Origin of the sequence: Haloechinothrix halophila YIM 93223 (genome assembly GCF_000504245.1) — a bacterium.
GTDB lineage: Bacteria > Actinomycetota > Actinomycetes > Mycobacteriales > Pseudonocardiaceae > Haloechinothrix_A > Haloechinothrix_A halophila.
The window spans coordinates 3,730,188-3,746,612 of record NZ_KI632509.1 but is presented as its reverse complement, the minus strand read 5'-3'; the positions used below and the strand labels follow the sequence as shown (position 1 = coordinate 3,746,612).

Below are 16,425 nucleotides of genomic sequence, written 5' to 3'. Positions count from 1 at the left end.
GGAACTCGGCAGGGAACGGCTTCGGCATAGCGATCATCCTTCCAATGAGGACGAATCCTCACAGCTAAGGAGTCAACCGAACCCGGGGCAGTCCCCCACCTCTTCAACGTCCTCATCGCCCGCCCGATCAGCGACTTCAGCCACCGACTGCGCTGGTCACTCTGGCGACGGCAACACCAGTACCGCGCCAAAACCAGCCACTACCAGCGACGCGATCGAGTCACTCAAACGTTTGCTACCGGCGGGCCGTTAAGGCCTGCTGCCACCTTTCAGGTGAGCAGGCGACGTTGACGTATCTGCACCTCGTCACCAGCTCCCTCAACCCCACCGGACGGAGACGAGCCGGTAGAGCATGCGTTGGAAGCTCGCTCTCAATGCGTTCGCCATCACCTTCAGCGACCGCTGACCGGCAGCTGAAAACGAACCAATGGGAACCGCTGAAAACACCGGTGGCGAGATGGATGCTGCAGTGTTGTTGGCCGACCCGGCAGAGTGTCTGATTTGTACCTGACCGCATTACCGGATTCGACGAACGATCTCACGGCCGCCCGGCTGCACGGTGTCGTTGCCGCGCAGACAAGGGATATGTCTTTACTGGCTAATAATCGGTACTCCGTACCGGGACCGTGGCCTCGTTTGGCTACCCTGAGAGGTTCAACTGTCACCATGCGACGATTCCCCCCGGTTCGCTGAGCGTGGTCGCCACGCTCGAAACATAGCCAAAGTTCGTTGCAGCCCCCACCGCATCAGCCGATCACTCGTCGCGGTCCTCATCCACCACCACATACCAATATGACCAAGATAGAAAAGGTTCACTATACAGAACTACGAACACGGCAGGATGAAAGGCTTAAATAGTCGTTTTCTATATTCCGAAATTCTTATTTGATTTGTATTGGTAACATTCACAATTATTCCGATAAATTAGATCGCGGATGTTCTTGCCGCCATCAAACCGCCCGTTGGGATATCCAATTCCGAAACTGGCCGCTGTCGACATCGATTTGATTGAGTGAACTCCTTTTCTAAGTCCTTCGGTTGACATCTTAGATGCGCGTTCAAGTCCGTCGACTAATAGACCAAATCCGTCGCACGAATCCCACCCCGTGCGGGAATCTAAGCCCGCATTCTTCATTATCCGCCGGCATTTGCTATTTGCATTGCTAAATTTGCCCGGATCCTGAGCTGCGTCTACATCAAATTCAGGAGCATAACCAATCCCAACTGAGCCGCGAAGCTGTGCATCCGGAACAATATCCTGCAGCACATTTGGCGTATTGTCTGAAGAGATACTATACCTCGGCCGGTAGTTTTGCTGCTCAGCGGCAGTTGCGAAGAAGGCCAACGAATTAAAATGAGAAACAACATGGGTTACCGATGCACTCTTGAACCTCAAAACCGCCTCGTTCATAGAACTCGAAGCGGAAGAAACATCGCCGTCCCATTCATAGACTGCCGCTACATCTTGACCTGAACGATTAAGTTCGGTCGATGTCACGTTACGAAATTCCTGACCATAAACGTCACGTCTAGCGACGATTCCAACTTTCGTTGACTCTGCGCCAGGCCTGCTGATATCGGCGTCCCATCCGCCGTCAAAGTATTCATTCGCATTTAGGCGTTCTACAAAAGCGACTATAAGGCGCTCAAGCGACGCTGTGTGTCCAGAGTACAGATACGGAGAGTACCGCGCGTACATTTCCGCTGGGCGTAAAAGCTGGTTTGCATGTATGAGTGGAACCCCTCTCGTTGAGAGACAGCTAACAAGAGTTTGGTCATCAAGAGCGGTAAGGATGCTCACGACAGCGAACACTGGTTTATCTTTAGTCCAACGTTCGCAGGCTTCCTGCGCAGCTTCCGACCGTCCGCTCTTACTGAACAATTTGTCATTCGATATGTCATAGAAGACGAGGCGAATCGACTTACCAGAAATTCCACCCCGATCGTTTATATACTGAGCTACTGCCCTCGCGCTTCCCTCTTGGTCTCCAAGGTAGTTGCTCTCCACTCCAAAGCTCTCTCCTAATTGTTGTACGCCATTCGCGGTCACGTAGCCGATAAAAATATCACTTTGCGTGACCCCCTGACCAGTTAATTTAGAAGGGTCGACTGCATTCTCGTTGGCTTGGAACTGACGGCGCTCTGACATTTCTGTGGCCTCGAACGGCCCAGTGGAAGAGTCAACTCTGGTTTCATCTCCTGGAAAAAGTCTTGCACTTCTGCTGCGATCGATAGAACCATCGTGACCTTGTATGTCAGGATTTTCCGCCTCTCCAACAACAGTGTTGGGAAGGCCGGACGAGTCACTCTGCGAAAATTCGCTAGAATATTGGACCGTAGATCCACAAGCTACCGAAAATGCCAATATAAGGATACTCGTTAAAGCGACGCACGAACGGGTAGCGGATCGCATTGGAGGCGACGTTCGTCTGCGGATCTTAGAATACCACATTTGAGAATTACCAATTCTCTCATTGCTGAAAGGCTGTCTATTGCTTTCTTCTGGAGCTGAATTCTGATGCAATAATATGGCAGCGTACGTCTTGTCGCAACGGGCTGTCGACGCTTCCCGGGTATCAGTTTTGCATTGTGGCTGCTATTTTATCATCTTTCCTGGTAACATTTTCTTTGAATGGTGGAGTGAATTAAGAACAGCATTACTCTTTCTGTGCAAGTTATGAAGGTGATGTTCGAGAAGCAAGAGTTCAGCGCGTTATTGAGCAGCTATATTGGATTGTTGATCACGATCGTCTATCTGAAATATAGGTATTATAATGCGTTCTTTAAGTTCAGCGAATATCCAACTAGGGCCGTGTCTGGAATGTATTTGTAGTCGGATTTCGTCGTAATTGTCTCTACGTCAGCATCTAGGCAGTGAATCAATTCGACTCCTCTCCCAAAAAACTGCGTTGGATACCGTGCACCATCTGCTGTCTCGCCGTATGTATCCATGCATCTATTTGGATGCCTAGTTGCAGGGTACGACTTGGGTAGGAAGATACGTGCTGTAAAGCCAACACTTTAGTCATTGGAGGCTCGAGCTTAAATTCTATCTAGATATATTGCATTATCTCTATGCTAACGGACGGTCGGTACCTCGAGGAATACTCATATGTAGATCCACCTAAGCATCTCCAATATCGGCGAGTTCTTTCAAGTTGCTGTACCGTTAGGAGGACGAAGTTTCTATCGCCACAGGTCGGCCTGGCAGGCCGGGCAAGTCGGCCGCGCAGTTCGAGCTGAAGAGTCCAGGCATTGGTCAAGCGTTGTTCGCCACCGTGGCCGCACAGACGATTGCGCTGCATCTGCACGAAGGAAAGGGACGACTGGGCTGACGGCTAGCTCGGCCCCTTTGCGGGGCACGCTAGTGTGAAGGGCGGGCTCCTCTGCCTCGTCGGCCACGTCGTGGAGCACGGTTTGTCGGTACGGCGGTCGTTCGACCGGCTGGGTGTGGAGCAGGACCGCTAACTGGTGTGGGTAGGCTGCCGCAGCGCCGGCCGACTTGACGATCTGCCGCTTGTCGGTCACTCGCTGCACGTCTCCTACCCGTCGATGGGTCTGTCCGATTAGCGGTTCTGGCCCATTTTCGGTTGTGACGCTCGGTAGTTCATCCGAGGAGCATGCGGTGGCGGAGGAGGATGAAGTTTGCGCAGCCGTACATTTGCCGCTTGATCAGCTTCGTTTTGGTTTCACTCCTTCCTTTCGTCCAATGTGGAATTTTGGGTGAGGGCGGCCTACGGCGGCGCGATCGAGGGCGAGGCCGCGGGTAAACGCGTGGAGGTGGTCAGATCCTCGGCCCGGGCTGCTCGCTCCAGCGGGCCGGGTGTTCGTCGTTGTCGGGCCACCACCGCAGCAGGCAGGTGCCAATTGCCATGCCGCCACCGAACCTAGCCACGATCAGCAGGTCACCCTCTGCGATGGGCTTCCCCTCGTATCGTGGAGACATCGCCTTTAAGGAGGGGCGATGACGAGGCAGTATCGAAAGTTCGATGAGGACTTCAAGCAGGGCGCGGTGCAGCTGGTGTTCGAGACCGGCAAGCCGATCGCGCAGGTGGCGCGGGAGCTGGGTATCAACGAGGGCACGCTGGGCAACTGGTGAGTCCGGGAGCGTCGCAAGCGCGACGGTGGCACCGCGGCGTTGAGCGAGGACGAGCGTGCGGAGCTGACGCGGCTGCGCCAGGAGGTCACCGAGCTGCGGATGCAGCGTGATGTGCTCAAGCGCTCGGTGGCCCTCTGGGTCGACGAGGCGATGGGCCGGTAGCGGTGGCCGCGTTCATCGCCGCCCAGAGGGAGCGGCACGGTATTCCGTATGCCACCGCCTGCCGGGCGCTGCGGGTGAGCCAGTCGTGGTTCTACAAATGGCGCCATGGTGACTCCTCGCCGCGGCATGCGCGGCGGGCGCGGCTGGCCATCGAGGTGAAGCGGTTGTTCGCCGCACATCGCGGCAGATACGGTTCGCCACGGATCACCGCTGATCTGCGCGATGCCGGGTGGCGGGTCAGCGAGAACACTGTCGCGCAGATTATGCGCGAGCAGGGGCTGCGGGCGCGCCGGCGGCGGCACCGCAGATCCACGACGCGGCCGGGCCGGGGTCGCTGGCGGGCGCCGGATTTGATCGGGCGGGAGTTCGCTGCGGACACGGTGAATCACAAGTGGTACGGCGACGGCACCGAGATTGTCACCGACGAGGGCAAGCTCTACCTGGACAGCGTGCTGGACATGGGCTCGCGGCGCGTCGTCGGGTTCGCCCTGGGCGAGCACCACAACGCTGAGCTGGCCTACCAAGCGCTGGCGATGGCGGTCGCGGTGCGCGGCGGGAAAGAGGTCATCGCCGGGGTCATCTTCCACACCGACCAGGGCAGCGAGGGCGGATTCAACCGGTCGTCGCAACACCTCGATCACGGAGGTGTGCAATGGGACGAGCGAGTAAGCAGTTTCCGCAAGCGCCGGAGGGAGCGCGGCGGCAGTGGGTTGCAGACAGAGCGATGCGAGCACCTTTGCGCTCGCCCGGCCGGCCGGAGCCGTCACGCGCTGTGCAGCGAGAGTTCTGGCGCCTGATCGCATCCGGGATCACAACGGTTCAGGCTGCGGAGGGCGTGGGCGTGTCGGCACCGGTCGGGATTCGATGGTTCCGACACGCTGGCGGGATGTCGCCGCTGAGTCTGGACGAGCCCACTGGCCGCTATCTGTCGTTCGCCGAGCGTGAGGAGATCGCCCTGATCAAGGCCCAGAACAAGGGCGTGCGCGAGATCGCCCGCTCAATCGGTCGCGATTCGGGGACGATTTCTCGCGAGCTGCGGCGCAATGCGGCGACCAGGGGCGGCAAGCCGGTCTACCGCGCCGTGGTGGCGCAGTGGAAGGCGCAGCAGGCCGCCAAGCGTCCGAAGACGGCGAAGCTGGTGCACAACGACCGGTTGCGCGAGTACGTGCAGGACCGGCTCGCCGGCGACGTCCGCCTCCCCGACGGCGAGATCGTCGCGGGGCCGACTACGCCGCCGTGGAAGGGGCTGAACAAGCCCCACCGCCAAGACCGGCGGTGGTCAACGGCATGGAGCCCGGAGCAGATCGCGCAGCGACTGAGGGTCGACTTCCGCGATGATGAGTCCATGCGCATCAGCCACGAGGCGATCTACCAGTCGCTGTTCATCGACGGGCGTGGCGCGCTCAAGCGCGAGCTGGTCACGTGTCTGCGCACGGGCCGCGCGCTACGGGAGCCACGGGCGCGTTCACGGAACAAGCCACAAGGGCACGTGACCGCTGACGTCGTTCTCAGCGAGCGTCCCGCCGAGGCTGAGGACCGAGCCGTTCCTGGCCATTGGGAATCTCAATGATCTTGTCAAGCCGCTGCGGCGAGCCGGGTCGGGGCGGGTTCGTGGTAGAGGGTGCGGTCACGCAGCATCGCCCAGATCGTGTTGATGCGCCGTCTGGCGAGCGCAATGACGGCCTGTTTGTGAGACTTCCCTTCGGCGCGCTTCCTGTCATAGAACGTCCGGGATGCTGGACTGTTCTTCAGGCTGGAGAGCGCGGCTAGGTAGCAGGTTCGCATCAGGCGCCTGTTGAAACGGTGCGGCCGGTGGTGGTTGCCGCTAATTCGGCCGGAGTCACGTGGCGCCGGTGCGAGGCCGGCGACGCTGGCGAGTCGGTCGACGGTCTCGAAGGCGTTCAGGTCTCCGCCGGTGTTGGCCAGGAACGTCGCAGCTGATACGACGCCGAAGCCGGGCATGCTGAGCAGGATCGGTGCGTCGGGATGCTGTCCGAACCGGTCCTCGATCTCGGCGTCCAGTTCGGCGATGTCGGCGTCGATCGCCATGATCTGTTCGGCCAAGCGCGCAACGAGTCGCGAGCCTGTCGCCTGAGTGGCCAACACCGTGTGCTGGGCATGCGCCGCTTCCACGGCCTTGGCCGCGAACGCCGTGGCGTTGCGTGCGCCGCGCTTCTTCAGCCACGCGGTCAGCCGTGAGGCGCCTATCCGCCGGATCCCGTCCGGCGTCTGATACCCGGCGACGAGGATGAGCGGCGCTTTCTTGGAGTAGTCGAACGCCGCCTCCAGCGCGGGAAAGTAGTCCAGCATCGTGGCCCTCAGCCGGTTGATCGCACGGACACGGTCGAAGGTGAGATCGGTGCGCCTGGCGGTGAGCAGCCGCAGGTCGGTACTGATTCGGTCACCACCGCGTACCGGTTGCAGGTCGGTGCGCATCCTGGCCTGGTCGGCGATGATCCGTGCGTCCTTCGCGTCGGTCTTGCCATCACCTCGGTAGGTCGCTGCCGCGTGGTGGACGATCCGGCCCGGGATGTAGAGCACCTGCTGGCCACGTTCGGCGAGCAACGCGATCAGCAGTGCCGCGCCTCCGGAGTTGAGGTCTGTCGCCCACACCGTGTCGTCGCCGTCGGCGACCTCGTGTACGGCAGCGATCAGCTGCAGCAGCGCCGTCTCGTCATTGACGACACGGCGGGACAGTAATACGCGCCCCGCGTCGTTGATGACCACGCAGTGGTGCGTCCGCTTGCCTGTGTCGATCCCTGCCCACACCGCTGTCATTTGGCTCCTCGCGTCGCTACTACCGAAGGGTTCTCCTTGCGCGGCAGCCACGCCGGCACGTCCTTACCCAACGATCCATCTGCGCGAGTCTCAATGAGCGGTCGAGCCACCAGCAGGGCAGCGGGCGGCCATTCCCAGTAAGCCGTCACCGGCCACAACCGCGGCCGGTTCGACAGGGAGATCTAAGCCATACCCGCTGCCCCCAAGGAGAGCGATCAGGACCCTACGACGGCCCCGACATCACCCACGCCTGAAACGTAAGGAAGGCGATCTGATCATCGGCACAGGCCGGTCGGCAATCGGCACGCTTGTCGAGCGCAGTAGCCGCGCGACCCTCCTGGTGCACCTGCCACGGTTGGACGGCTGGGGCGAGAAGCCGTACGTGAAGAACGGTCCAGCACTGGGCGGCTACGGAGCCGTCGCGATGAACGCAGCGCTCACGGCGTCGATCACCAAGTTGCCCGAGCAACTACGCAAGACCCTGACCTGGGACCGCGGCAGGGAACTGTCCGGCCACGCCCAGTTCGCCCTGGAGACCGGGACGCGGGTGTATTTCGCTGACCCGCACTCACCGTGGCAGCGCCCGACGAACGAGAACACCAACAGCCTGTTGCGTCAGTACTTCCCCAAGGGCACCGACCTGTCGCGCTGGTCCGCCGAAGACCTTGAGGCCGTCGCTCACACGCTCAACAATGGGACTGCCCTGACTTCGGTTGACTCGCGGGTTGGGTGGTTCAAGCCGCGAGTGCGACCGGTTCGTGGAACAGCAACTCGATCTCTACGGGGGTCATTCTGCCGAGTCGGCGTTGCCGGCGTCGACGGTGGTAGGTGCGTTCAATCCAGGTGACGATGGCCAGGCGCAGCTGGTCGCGGGTGGCCCAGCGTTGCCGGTCCAGGACGTTGCGCTGCAGCAGCGCGAAGAAGGACTCCATCGCGGCGTTGTCACCGCAGGCTCCGACCCGCCCCATCGACCCGACAAGGCCGTACTCGTGTAAGGCACGGACGAACTTTCGGGACCGAAATTGACTGCCTCTGTCGGAGTGGACGATCGTCCCGGCCGGGCTGCGGAGGGCGACGGCGTTGCGCAGCGCGGCTACCGCGAGGGAGGCCTTCATGCGCGAGTCCATGGAGTAGCCGACGATCCGGTTGGAGAACACGTCCTTGATCGCACAGAGGTACAGCTTGCCCTCGCCGGTGGGGTGTTCGGTGATGTCGGTCAGCCACAAGACGTTCGGCGCTGCCGCGGTGAAATCACGCTCGACCAGGTCGTCGTGTACCGGCGGTCCGGCCGTGCGGTTCAGCCCGCGCTTCTTGCTGAAGACCGAGTAGATCCGCTGCAGCGAACACAACCGGGCCACCCGGTTCTCCCCGGCCACGTGCCCGAGGGCGGCCAGCTCGTCGGCGATGAACCGATACCCGAACGCTGGATCATCCTCGTGGACGTCGATCGCGGTGTTGATCAAGTGGGCGTCCTCCCAGTCCCGCTGCGAGACGGGGTTGGCACGCCACTTGTAGAACGCCTGCTTGGAGAACCCAAGCACCCGGCAGGTCACCGCCACGGGGATGTCCTCGGCGGCCAGGTCACGGACCAGCGGGTACATCATTTTGGGGCGATGTCTTTGGCGAAGAACGCCGCCGCCCGCCGCAGGATCTCATTCTCCTGCTCCAGGACCCGGTTGCGCTTCTTCAACTCCCGCAACTCGGCCGACTCTTCCTTCGTAGCACCGGGACGGACACCGTCCTCGACATCGGCCTGCTGCAACCAGCGGTTCAGACAGGACTCGGAAATCCCGAAGTCCTTGGCGATCTGGCGCATCGGCGCTTCGCGCTTGCGAGCCACGGCGACGACGTCACGACGGAACTCGGCAGGGAACGGCTTCGGCATAGCGATCATCCTTCCAATGAGGACGAATCCTCACAGCTAAGGAGTCAACCGAACCCGGGGCAGTCCCAATCGGCCCCTCAAGATCCTGGGATGGAAGACCCCGGCCGAGGTATTCGACGAGCAGCTACGCTCACTTCAACAGCCCGGTGTTGCATCGACCGGTTGAACTCGCCGAGTACACCGCTCGCTCCGTCCGCATCGCCTGCGACCGGTGCGGCATCAAGCAGTCAATGGGCAGGCCCGGATCGGCCCTGGACAATGCCGTCATCGAATCGTGGCACTCCACCGTGGAGTTCGAGCTCCGTCAGCTCGAGCGGTTCGCCACCAAGGCCGAGGCCCGCCGGGCCGTCGCCGACTGGATCGATGACTACAACCGCTCCCGGCGGCATTCCTCCCTGGGCATGCGCTCGCCCCTCGACTACGAGCACGCCCGATCACCCGAGGAGCCGGCGGCATGACAAGCCTGTGCCCGTACGCCCAGCGTGACGTCGTGCTCGCCGGTATCAAGGCCATGCCCTCGGGTGGCCTCCGGCCAGCCTTGACCCCGGCTCCGGCCGACGCCCAATGGCACCGAGCGGGCGCAGGCAAGATCGAAACCACAAAATTTCAGGTCTCCACGGTTTCAGGGGATTGCCGGCGAAGGCGCCCGCTCAGTTGGCGTCGAGTGTGATGGGTATAGAGGCGCTGCCGACGTTGCCGTATTGCTCGAGCGTGCGGTGGGCGGTGACGTGGTGGAAGCTGGCCTTGCTCACGAGGCTCTCGAGCAGCTTGCCGTTCGCTGATGGGGCACAAATTGGTCGACCTGGTCGGCTCCGATGTCGGCGTCGTGCAGGAGATCCGTGAGAGCCGGCGGCACCTCGTCGAAGACGAAAGACGCGACGTTATGGCCTTGCATCGTGAAGAAGTGCCCGTCGGAGCCGACCGTCTCGTGCGACCTTGGAACCCGGCTACCGCCCCGCCTCCAATTTGATCAACTCATGTGCGTCATCAGGGTGTGCAACCCGCACGCAACGACGCCGTAGCCCGTCGGCACCGGTCCGACCACGACCGCTCCGGTGCCGTCGCCGAGAAGCACGGCCGTCTTCCGCTCGTCGCAGTCGAGGATCCGGGAGTATACTTCGGCGCCTGGGAAACCCGCTGCAGACGACGTTGATGTCGAAGCACCCTGCTCTGGCGGCGCCGGGTGCGTTCTGCAGGTGGGCGGCGGTCGGTGGCTGGGGGAGTCCGGAGTCGAGGTCGAGACGATGATGAAGTCCATACGATGGACAGCCAAGTCTGTTTGCTCCAGCGCGCGTTCGGCAGCGCGGACGGTGAGATCCGACGTCGCCTTGGGAGTGGCCGCGTAACGGCGGGTGCGGATTTGGTTCTGCTGTTCGATCCACTGCAGCGCCACGCCCACCCTCTCGCCGACTTCAGCGTTGGTCACTACCCGCTCCGGAAGATACGATCCGGCCCCCAGGATCCCGACGGGGGTGCCCATTTGTGATCACGCGCCCTCTATGGCGTTTCGCATCCATGTTCATGAGTCGAGAGATCCGTGAGCAGAGGAAGAGTTAAGCCCGCCTCTCACCATCTGGCCGGGACGCCCATCGCGCAGGCACCTGCAGGGACATCGGTGGTCACGACGGCCCCAGCGCCGATGACGGCGTCATCGGCAACCTTTCGCCCAGGGAGCACAACGGCTCCTGCGCCGACCAAAACATTCCTGCCGATGAGGACGTCGCCTGCAAGCATCGACAGAGGGCTGAGTACTGCGTGGTCGTCGACTTGACAGTCGTGCCCGACGACTGCGTTGGCGTTGGCCAAGACATGGCGCCCAAGCGACGAGCCAGTCTGGATCCGGACACCCGGCATGACGATGCACCCGGGGCCCACACTGACATCTATCTCCGTGCTCGTCTGCGGATGAACCAACGTAACGGTGTCTCGATCCAGCCCAGTCGCGAATTCATCGAGGGACGCTCGCAGCCTGGGGATGCCTATTCCGATTACATATCGCGCGTCTATCCCGATCAGCTTCTGATCGGTGCCCAGTACTGGAAGGGAATTCTTCGGTACCGAATTCTCGGGCGCCAGGAAGCCAATGATCTCGTACCTCGGCAGTACCGCGTTGATGTCGCTGACGAGGCTCGGTATCTGGCGCGCAAACCCGCCAGCACCGAGAACGACGATCTGCTGCGTCACGAGAAAGAATCCACAAGAGCGTTGATGACCAATCTTTGGCCGGTCTCACTCAGGTGAGCGGAACTAGGCAGGGACAACCTGCGGTCGTGCAGCCTGTTGGCTATTGCGCCGATGCGTTCTGCTGAAGTGTAGCGGAGTTCGTGATGTAGTAGCGCCCACAAACGGCGGCACAGCTCGACGTCCTGATCCGCGAGCACTTCTGCGACGCGGTCCGGTGGCGTCCTGTTGTCGTTGACCAGCACTGAGTACAGCCAGTAGGTCGGGCGTGCCCAAGCAGCGCTCGGTGCCTTAGTCAGCCGAAACCCCTCGATGCGGGAGTTATACTCGCGGGCGATCGCCCGTTTCGCCTCGACGTTGAGCTTCAACTTCTCGAGCTGTGCGAGGCCAAGCGCGGCCGCCACATTGCTGAGGCGATAGTTGTAGCCCACGGTGTCATGGTGATAGGTCGTGCCGTTGATCTTGGCTTGCGACGTCAGATGCTTCGCCTCGCTGGCCAACTCCGCATCGGCCGTGACGATCATTCCGCCGCTGCCGGAAGTAATGATCTCGTTGCTGTTGAAGGAAAAGCACCCGAAGTCACCGATGGTGCCGGCACTAGCGCGTGCGACAGGTCCTGCGGGCCACTGGGCGCCGAAGGACTCGGAGGCGCTTTCGACGATAAGGATGCCGAAGCGATCCCGCAGTTCGAGCAGCGGCTCCATGTGTGCGGGATGGCCGAGGATGTGCACGACCTCGACGACGTTGGGAATCCGTTCGCCACGGTTGGCCCGGCGAGCCGCCTCTTCACACAGCAGTTCTGTGTCCATACTCCACGTTGAGGGCGCGTTGTCGTAGCTGTAGAGGATCGAGATCAGGGCGGTGAGATGGAAGACGGTATCGACCCCGTCCACGGCCTGGCTGACGCATCGCTGATCCCTGAGGTGTCCGAGTCGTAGGTCGAGCTGGTCGGGGGGTAGCACGTCGAGCCAGTCGAACGATCCTTTCGAGCGGTCTCCGCAGAAGGCAGTTACGTAGGCGCTTTCGTCTAGCAAGCGCTCCGTTAGGTGACCGCCATTGAACCCGTCGGCTCCGGTCACCAGGATGTGAGAGCTGGAGTGCGCCTTCATCAAGTGGTCCCCTTCCTGCCATGGACAGCAGCGCTATGGATCACCACCTCCTCGTTGTTCGAGGATGAAATGGCGCGCAGCGACAGCGACAGGAGCCGCGTTGAGCCGAGTGTTGCGCTGCCCGCCGCCTACTGATCGATTCGACCTGCGTGGTCGAGGTGAAACGCTCACGAGCGCTCGTGCCAAATGACAGTAACGATCCAGCCGTGAGTCGACGTTGTGAGCCAATGTCAAACTGACGGGTTCTTGTGTCGATGCCGCTGTTCTACTCGAATGCGGTTGTTGCTGGGTTTGGGCCCGCTGTCGCCTCTGGGGCGACGCTGGCGTTGGCGCGCAGGTTCAGCGCTACCGGTTTCCTCGACGACGTCCGCCGGTACGGCGCGACGTATATGAACTATGTGGGCAAGCCGCTGGCGTATGTGCTCGCTACGCCGGAAAAGCCGGATGATGCGGACAATCCGCTGCGGATCGCGTTCGGTAACGAGGCGTCCGATCGCGACATCGTGGAGTTCGGCCGCCGGTTTGGCTGTGAGGTGTACGACGGGTTCGGATCGACCGAGAACGCGGTCATCATCAGTCGCACCGAGGACACGCCGCCCGGTTCGATCGGGCAGCCGTGGGAGGGTGTGGCCGTTTACGACCGGGAGACCCGCACCGAGTGCCCGCGGGCGGTGTTCGATGAGCACGGCGCGGTGACCAACCTCGACGAGGCGGTCGGCGAGTTGGTCAACACTCAGGGTGCGGGGATGTTCAGTGGCTACTACAACGACGAGGACGCCACCGCTGAGCGGCTCGACGGTGGCATGTACTGGTCGGGTGATCTCGCGTACCGCGACGCGGACGGTTTCGTGTACCTGGCGGGCCGTGCGGGTGATTGGCTTCGGGTGGACGGTGAGAACCTCGCGGCGGCGCCGATCGAGCAGATCCTGCTGCGGCATCCCGCGATCAGCCAGGTCGCGGTCTACGGCGTGCCGGATGTCGACGTGGGCGATCAGCTGATGGCCGCGATCGTGCTGGTCAGCGGTGCCGAGCTGACGCAGGGCGAGCTGACGGAGTTCCTGGCCGCGCAACCCGACCTGTCGCCGAAGGCGTGGCCCCGCTACGTGCGCATCGCGGCGGAACTACCGAGTACCGCGACGAACAAGGTACTCAAACGAGAGCTGCAACGGCAGGGCGTCGACGTCGACGATCCACTGTGGATCCGCGCGGAACGCGGCAGGAACTACGCCGTGCGGGAGGCCGCGGGCACGGGGTGACGAGAACGCTGCGTCGTGTCCCGCGTTCGTGACACCGTGTCCCACCCTCGAGACGCCGTGTTCGTCGTTCAGGCCCTGCCACCCAGGATCAGCCGTGCCGAGGACTCCAGCAGATCGGCCATCCGCTCGTAGGAGCAGTAGCCAAGCCCGGCATGGATCAAGGCGCCACCGAGGGCGATCTCCAGCGCGTTGAGCACGTCCGGGTCGGACGCGTCGCCGAGCGCGGCGTCGAGGCGCCGGTGCCACTCGGCGCCGATGCGTTCCCGCAGGTGCGCGACGTCCGGGTCGTCGCCGAGCAGCGCCGCGGTGCAGGCAGCTGCCACCTCCGGTTCGCCCGCGACCAGCAGTGCGATGTCGCGCAGTACCTTGACGACGCGCTCCACCACGAGCCCTTGATCGGCGGGGACTTGGGGCAGCTCCCGCAGCTGGCGCCAGAACACCTCGGTGATCAGGTGGTTCTTCGACGAGAAATAGGTGTAGGCGGTCGCGGCGGCGACGCCGCTCCGGGTCGCCACATTGCGCATGGTCAAGCCGGTGTAGCCGACGTCGCGGAGCTCCTCGATCGCGGCTTCGGTCAGTCGCCGCACGGTATCCGCTTGCCGCTTGCTGAGTCGCCGCCGGGTCGGCTCGACGGCAAGGTCACTAGACATGTGTCTAGACACTACTACAGACGTCGTGAGCGCGCCACGTGGAGCCGCTTGGTTCTCCGGCAAGCACGCCCGCCAGGGCCGGTATATCCGGCAGCCGTCAGGTACTACCGGGTGCCTAGCATCCTGATCGAGTGGTGCTCGGGCGATGCATGTGATCTGCGCGACCGTCACATTGACCTCGACCTTACTCGAAGTTGAATGCTGTGCTCATGGTTAATACAGCGACAACGTCAACTCAGTCCCCTCTCGCGAGTGAGCGCATTACCTGGTGGCAGGCGATCGCGGCTGGCGTGATCGTGTCGGTCGTGGCCAACCTCGTCGTGTATTTCGTCGGCACGGTGGCAGGGGCGTCGTTCCTGCTCATCGACAATGGTAGTCCCCAGCAGATCGGCCCGGTCGATGTCGTGATCTCCGCGGCGGCTCCATTGGCGATCGGTACCGCACTCGCGGTTCTGGTGGCGCGATGGTGGCAGCCGGTTCTGCGGGTGGCGCAGGCCGTAGCGGCCGTGCTGGCACTGCTCACCATCGCGGGTCCGGCTATGGCCGAGACCGACACCGCGACCATCGTCTCGCTCGGGCTGATGCACGTGCTGGCAGGCACGGCCGCGGTGGCCGTCCTCGAGGTCATCCGTCGGTCCCGGCACAGTCGCACGCGTCCGTGACTGGCACGAGGAGAAGCTGCCCGTGGTAATCACGTTTCTGGATGTTGGGGCCTGCGCTTGAAGCGCAGGCCCCAACGTGCGGTGGCCAGCACGGATCACGCTGCCGCTGGGGACACGGCGCCGGGGTCAGCCGCCGACGCCGGTGTTGATCAGCGGGCCGCAGAGGTAGTCGCCGGGGGAGATCTTGCGCCACTTCCGGTTGTTCAGCTGGATGAACGCCACGCATGGCGGCGTGGTCTTGGGCCCGACGGCCATACCGGTGTGCAACCCGTTGCTGGTCCAGTCCTCGACCCCGGACAGTGCGCGCACCATCGATTTCCGGGTCAGCTTGCCGCCGAGGGCGACCGCCTTCTCCACGAACAACCGGGTCGCCGACCATGCGTACAGCCCGAAGTAGTCCGGTTCCGCATCAGGGGCGATCTGGTTCAGCCAGGCCCGGTACAGCTTCATCTCCTTGTTGCCCAGGTTGCTGAACAGGTCGTTCGTTGTGTACACAATGGATCCGTTGCCGTCGTCGCCCGCCTGCTCGACGTACTTGTCGGTGTAGATGGTGGGATCCTGCAGGAAGATGTCGGGTTGGTAGTCCTGCTGGCGCATAGCCTGTTGCAGTCGCACCGTGTACTGGTGCGGGCCGAAGTACTGCACCATCCTGATGCCCTTGTCTTTCATCTGCTGGACGTACGGCGCGTAGTTGAACTCCGATGGGTCGATGCCCTGGAGGTAGTCGACGGTGAGCCCGCTCTTCTCGTAGGCGGCCTTGTAGGAGCGAGCGTTGACCTCGGCCGAGTTCACGTTCACGTAGAGCACTGCCACGTGATCGCTGGCGCCGGGTTCCTTCTTCTTGATGTACTTCGGGATCGCGCTGGGGACCAGGTTGGGAGAGATCGAGTAGGCGCTGAAGCACGTCTCACACGCCCGCCGCGCCGGTGACGTCGTCAGCGAACGCATGTCCGGCAGCCCGCAGGACTGCGCGGCCTTCGCGCCACCGGAGTCGTCGCCCACCATGGACCCGACCGCGGCGAAAGCTTCGTCGCAGGCGCGGGTGTAGGCCTGCTGGTCGCCCGCTGTCTCCGTCCGGCCGTCCATCGTCAGCACCTCGAGCTTGCGCCCGCAGAGGCCCTTCGGATTGCTGGCGTTGAAGTACGCCGCATAGGCCCGTGCCGACTGCTGCGCCGACTCGAACAACCCGGGAATCGGCCCGGAGATGTCGGCGACATTGGCGAGCACGATCTTGTCGTCGGTGATCCCGGTCTGGTTGGTGAACCCGTCGCAGTTGCCCTGCTTCGCCGAGCCGGTCGCGGAGTTCTTTCCCGACCCGGCGAGGTCGCGGTCGGCGGGCGCGGCGTTGTTCCCGCCGGTGCCACCCTCGCTGGCGCTGGCCTCGTCGTTAGCGGCTCCGGTGCTAGCGCCGGGGTCACCCGCGCCGCCCCCGCCGGAGGTCGTCTGGTCGCCGGGTGTTTCTTGCTGGCCATTGAGGACGGTGCCGTTCGCGCGGGCGACGGTCTCCGGATCGAGTTGGGAGCCGCACGCCGCGGAGGACAGCAGGAGTACGACGCCACCGATGGCTGCCGTCAGCCGGCGCCGTGAGAAGGCGAACCGGCGCGAGGGGCGCGTGGGGGAGGGCAACGGGAACTCCTCAGGTC

Annotated in this window: 15 protein-coding genes and 3 pseudogenes; 9 read left to right on the top strand and 9 right to left on the bottom strand. The window is 62.6% G+C overall.

Features of this window, described 5'->3' with window-relative positions; all coding sequences use genetic code 11:
- Window positions 1–202: 202 nt before the first annotated feature.
- Window positions 203–406 (top strand): annotated as a pseudogene (locus tag AMYHA_RS27970) (IS256 family transposase); the annotation flags it as partial.
- A 459-nt stretch (window positions 407–865) separates the two neighbouring features.
- Here the strand turns inward: AMYHA_RS27970 and AMYHA_RS26550 are convergent.
- Both AMYHA_RS26550 and AMYHA_RS27100 read right to left on the bottom strand, forming a co-directional pair.
- Window positions 866–2,365 (bottom strand): ABC transporter substrate-binding protein, encoded by a 1,500-nt coding sequence (locus AMYHA_RS26550; protein WP_169732947.1) that lies wholly within the window; start codon window positions 2,363–2,365, stop codon window positions 866–868.
- Between the two features lie 1,419 nt (window positions 2,366–3,784).
- The gene (locus AMYHA_RS27100; RefSeq protein ID WP_157362195.1) at window positions 3,785–3,946 is read right to left on the bottom strand and encodes a hypothetical protein; all 162 of its coding nucleotides are present in this window, start codon (window positions 3,944–3,946) and stop codon (window positions 3,785–3,787) included.
- An 18-nt stretch (window positions 3,947–3,964) separates the two neighbouring features.
- On the opposite strand from AMYHA_RS27100, the gene AMYHA_RS27600 reads away from it, so the two are divergent.
- The 4 genes and pseudogenes from AMYHA_RS27600 to AMYHA_RS17170 all read left to right on the top strand — a co-directional run.
- Window positions 3,965–4,099 carry a transposase gene (locus tag AMYHA_RS27600; protein WP_196776919.1) on the top strand — a complete coding sequence of 45 codons (135 nt, stop codon included), beginning with the start codon at window positions 3,965–3,967 and terminating at the stop codon, window positions 4,097–4,099.
- A gap of 39 nt (window positions 4,100–4,138) precedes the next feature.
- Window positions 4,139–4,261: a hypothetical protein gene (locus AMYHA_RS28205; RefSeq protein ID WP_269189758.1), complete on the top strand. Its 123-nt coding sequence runs from the start codon at window positions 4,139–4,141 to the stop codon at window positions 4,259–4,261.
- Between the two features lie 2 nt (window positions 4,262–4,263).
- Window positions 4,264–5,058, top strand: coding sequence for an IS3 family transposase (locus AMYHA_RS26545; protein ID WP_084037333.1), 795 nt, complete (start codon window positions 4,264–4,266; stop codon window positions 5,056–5,058).
- Window positions 4,986–5,822, top strand: a pseudogene (locus tag AMYHA_RS17170) (transposase); the annotation flags it as partial. The gene AMYHA_RS26545 and the pseudogene AMYHA_RS17170, both read left to right, overlap by 73 nt.
- A gap of 14 nt (window positions 5,823–5,836) precedes the next feature.
- On the opposite strand, the gene AMYHA_RS17165 reads toward AMYHA_RS17170, so the two are convergent.
- The gene (locus tag AMYHA_RS17165; RefSeq protein ID WP_034266911.1) at window positions 5,837–7,039 is read right to left on the bottom strand and encodes an IS110 family RNA-guided transposase; all 1,203 of its coding nucleotides are present in this window, start codon (window positions 7,037–7,039) and stop codon (window positions 5,837–5,839) included.
- Window positions 7,040–7,301: 262 nt separating this feature from the next.
- Between AMYHA_RS17165 and AMYHA_RS26540 the strand changes: the two are divergent.
- Window positions 7,302–7,886, top strand: a pseudogene (locus tag AMYHA_RS26540) (IS30 family transposase); the annotation flags it as partial.
- On the opposite strand, the gene AMYHA_RS17160 reads toward AMYHA_RS26540, so the two are convergent.
- Window positions 7,774–8,924, bottom strand: a protein-coding gene (locus tag AMYHA_RS17160) for an IS3 family transposase (RefSeq protein ID WP_157361777.1) whose coding sequence is annotated in 2 segments (ribosomal slippage) — window positions 7,774–8,654 and window positions 8,654–8,924 — 1,152 coding nt in all. Because the reading frame shifts where the segments join, the coding sequence is not laid out codon by codon here. The pseudogene AMYHA_RS26540 and the gene AMYHA_RS17160 sit on opposite strands and share 113 nt — an antisense overlap.
- Before the next feature lie 146 nt (window positions 8,925–9,070).
- On the opposite strand from AMYHA_RS17160, the gene AMYHA_RS17150 reads away from it, so the two are divergent.
- Window positions 9,071–9,382 (top strand): integrase core domain-containing protein, encoded by a 312-nt coding sequence (locus tag AMYHA_RS17150; RefSeq protein ID WP_051400025.1) that lies wholly within the window; start codon window positions 9,071–9,073, stop codon window positions 9,380–9,382.
- Between the two features lie 512 nt (window positions 9,383–9,894).
- Here the strand turns inward: AMYHA_RS17150 and AMYHA_RS25935 are convergent.
- From AMYHA_RS25935 to AMYHA_RS17135, 3 genes are all read right to left on the bottom strand, one after another.
- A complete protein-coding gene (locus AMYHA_RS25935) occupies window positions 9,895–10,350 on the bottom strand; it encodes a hypothetical protein (RefSeq protein ID WP_169732946.1) in 456 nt (151 codons plus the stop codon).
- 140 nt (window positions 10,351–10,490) lie between these two features.
- A complete protein-coding gene (locus tag AMYHA_RS17140; protein ID WP_034272540.1) occupies window positions 10,491–11,108 on the bottom strand; it encodes an acetyltransferase in 618 nt (205 codons plus the stop codon).
- Window positions 11,105–12,214 carry a DegT/DnrJ/EryC1/StrS family aminotransferase gene (locus AMYHA_RS17135; protein WP_051400023.1) on the bottom strand — a complete coding sequence of 370 codons (1,110 nt, stop codon included), beginning with the start codon at window positions 12,212–12,214 and terminating at the stop codon, window positions 11,105–11,107. The genes AMYHA_RS17140 and AMYHA_RS17135 overlap by 4 nt, the downstream gene beginning before the upstream one ends.
- A 248-nt stretch (window positions 12,215–12,462) precedes the next feature.
- On the opposite strand from AMYHA_RS17135, the gene AMYHA_RS17130 reads away from it, so the two are divergent.
- Window positions 12,463–13,470 carry an AMP-binding protein gene (locus AMYHA_RS17130; RefSeq protein ID WP_330760616.1) on the top strand — a complete coding sequence of 336 codons (1,008 nt, stop codon included), beginning with the start codon at window positions 12,463–12,465 and terminating at the stop codon, window positions 13,468–13,470.
- Between the two features lie 68 nt (window positions 13,471–13,538).
- Here AMYHA_RS17130 and AMYHA_RS17125 read toward each other — a convergent pair whose 3' ends face one another.
- Window positions 13,539–14,120: a TetR/AcrR family transcriptional regulator gene (locus AMYHA_RS17125; protein WP_034272534.1), complete on the bottom strand. Its 582-nt coding sequence runs from the start codon at window positions 14,118–14,120 to the stop codon at window positions 13,539–13,541.
- Between the two features lie 209 nt (window positions 14,121–14,329).
- Between AMYHA_RS17125 and AMYHA_RS17120 the strand changes: the two genes are divergently transcribed.
- A complete protein-coding gene (locus AMYHA_RS17120; protein ID WP_157362193.1) occupies window positions 14,330–14,782 on the top strand; it encodes a DUF6069 family protein in 453 nt (150 codons plus the stop codon).
- Window positions 14,783–14,908: 126 nt separating this feature from the next.
- On the opposite strand, the gene AMYHA_RS17115 is transcribed toward AMYHA_RS17120, so the two are convergent.
- Window positions 14,909–16,408 (bottom strand): ABC transporter substrate-binding protein, encoded by a 1,500-nt coding sequence (locus tag AMYHA_RS17115; protein ID WP_034272531.1) that lies wholly within the window; start codon window positions 16,406–16,408, stop codon window positions 14,909–14,911.
- Between the last annotated feature and the right edge of the window lie 17 nt (window positions 16,409–16,425).